At 47.1% G+C, this 1,966-nt stretch carries 3 protein-coding genes; all 3 read right to left on the bottom strand.

The window, feature by feature from the left end:
* Positions 1-273 precede the first annotated feature (273 nt).
* Positions 274-537, bottom strand: a complete 264-nt coding sequence (locus tag ACM0OZ_RS48585) for a hypothetical protein (protein WP_414590113.1) — start codon at positions 535-537, stop codon at positions 274-276.
* Positions 538-697: 160 nt separating this feature from the next.
* Complete coding sequence (locus tag ACM0OZ_RS48580) at positions 698-1,345, bottom strand: hypothetical protein (RefSeq protein WP_414590112.1); 648 nt, start codon at positions 1,343-1,345, stop codon at positions 698-700.
* A gap of 56 nt (positions 1,346-1,401) precedes the next feature.
* Positions 1,402-1,966, bottom strand: a 565-nt coding sequence (locus ACM0OZ_RS48575) for a hypothetical protein (protein ID WP_414590111.1), incomplete at its 5' end; no start/stop codon positions are given.

Raw genomic sequence — 1,966 nt, 5'->3', positions numbered from 1 at the left:
TAGGCTTTAATCTCGTTGCTCAATCTACGGCGACGGAATGTGTTTCTTAAGAGGTGAGGCGCAGGCAATCTCCATCAGCGAACTTTCACTTGCGGATCGGGAGGTCTGGGCAGAAGTGTAAACTTGCCCAGTACGACTTTGCGTGTATGGATGCGCTCCAACTGCATAAGTCATTGTTGCTGCACCTAAAACCCTTAAGGGTAAGCATTGCGCCCCAACCTCATGGAAGGGGCTTTTTTGGCAAGAAAGCGATCGCGCTTCTGTTCACTCCTATTACCTTCCCTGCCGCAATCGATCGACAACAGAATCAATAGCAGCAGACTCCTGATAGCCATTTGCTGCCAGCGCTGCTTTCATCTCTCGAATTATCCTTGCCTTCTCATGCCGAAGCATCGAGATTTTGAGATTTTCCGCAGTAAAAGCTTCCCGTAAGCATCCTTCCAATCGCTTGTAATCCTTCTCGGCAGCCCATCCGATAGCATCGGCTACAAGCGGTAATAAATCGCGTTTTTGTGCTTCCTCTTTACTCCAGGTCATGATGAACCTCCTATAGTTCGTTTGTCAAGCTAAATCTTGGAATTTTTTCAAAAAATTCTTGAGCTTAGAGCTTATGCCCAGCGATCGCTTTAACTGAATCATTGATTGCGATCGCATCCCATGCTTATAGCTGTTAGCACGGCTAATACTCTTCCCCTGATCACTCGTTGGTCCCGTGGCACTCTTCCACGGTTTCCAACGCTGAATCGCTTGCGATTGCCTCAGTCTGGCTTCGGCTGTCCATCGTGGCATATTTTGTCGCCTCCAGTTGATCTCTAAGTTCTTCCTGCTCCACCTGTAACTGATTTAACTGGCGATTTACGTAGTTTTTGATGAATTGGGTCGGTTTCTTGGGATTTTTCATGTCGTGCAGGAGTTCCAGACAGCGACGCATCTCGACTTGACATTTTAAGGAAAGGGCGGCAAGTTCCCCTGGAATTTGAGGCAAGGCATCCAGTACCTGTGTGGAATCATATGCGGCAAGCGCTTTTTTCATGAAATGACACGCAAGCACGTTCAACGATGCAATCTGCCCGTGCAGAATCAGTTCAAGTTCTTGCTCGCTGCCACTATTTAGACGTTCAAATAGCCCGTCGATTATAGCTGTCAAGCTTTCTGAATCATTCTGGACGCCACCAACCCGCGCCATTAACTGCGCCTGAGCCATGCCGGGTGTGGTGAAAGATTTCAAATACTTTTTATCTTTCTTTTTGGGTGTGGGCGGTGACTCAGCGACCTGCTGTACGGCTTGGCGCTGTGCGGCTTGTTTCGCTAGTGTGTTGATTTTTCCCGCTAAATCGTCAACCATATTTAAGAGAGTACGTTTGAACTACCTACACTATATTAGGTAGTTCATGCTCCTCGTCAAACAGACTTGATATTCATCACTGCACAGAAATTCCTACCCTCTTCCAAACAGAAGTTGAGCAATGCTGCCTCTCCTGCATCAGCGAAGGGAATCTTGTTTTGATAGGCTTTTTTAATAGCACTCCAGTCCGACACCAAATCCACATCCAGTACTTTCCACCATTCGATGGGTTGCAAATTGTAGAACCCACGCCCAAACTCACGCCGCATCATCTCCCCCTGCCACGCGTCAGGAGCGCCAGGGCGGATTTGACTCAAGAACTTCTTAAACACTTCCTGATCGGCGAACTTTTGGTTTTCACTAACTCCTTTACCTCGTCGAAAAACAGCATCGCGATACCAGTGCGATGGGGGCATATAGTTATACTTGCGCCAAAACAACCAGCTTACCCGTCCAATGTCGCGATTGGCTTTGAATGCTTTTTGTAATTGCGATCTTAGATAGCTACACTGTTTCTTCTGGTCATCGGTCAAGATTTCACCAAAGATATAATCTCCCCCTAATTCGGGGTTATGCCGAAATACGTGGCAAATGGGACACGTTGTAAAGTTTTGTAAAGAT

The organism is Scytonema sp. PCC 10023 (assembly GCF_963920835.1).
Taxonomy (GTDB): Bacteria; Cyanobacteriota; Cyanobacteriia; order Cyanobacteriales; family Nostocaceae; genus Kalymmatonema.
This window is presented reverse-complemented; position numbering and strand designations above follow the sequence as displayed.

Coding starts and splice junctions, on each gene's coding strand:
- ACM0OZ_RS48585 (WP_414590113.1), bottom strand. CDS start 537: ATGACCTGGAGTAAAGAGGAAGCACAAAAACGCGATTTATTACCGCTT.
- ACM0OZ_RS48580 (WP_414590112.1), bottom strand. CDS start 1,345: ATGGTTGACGATTTAGCGGGAAAAATCAACACACTAGCGAAACAAGCC.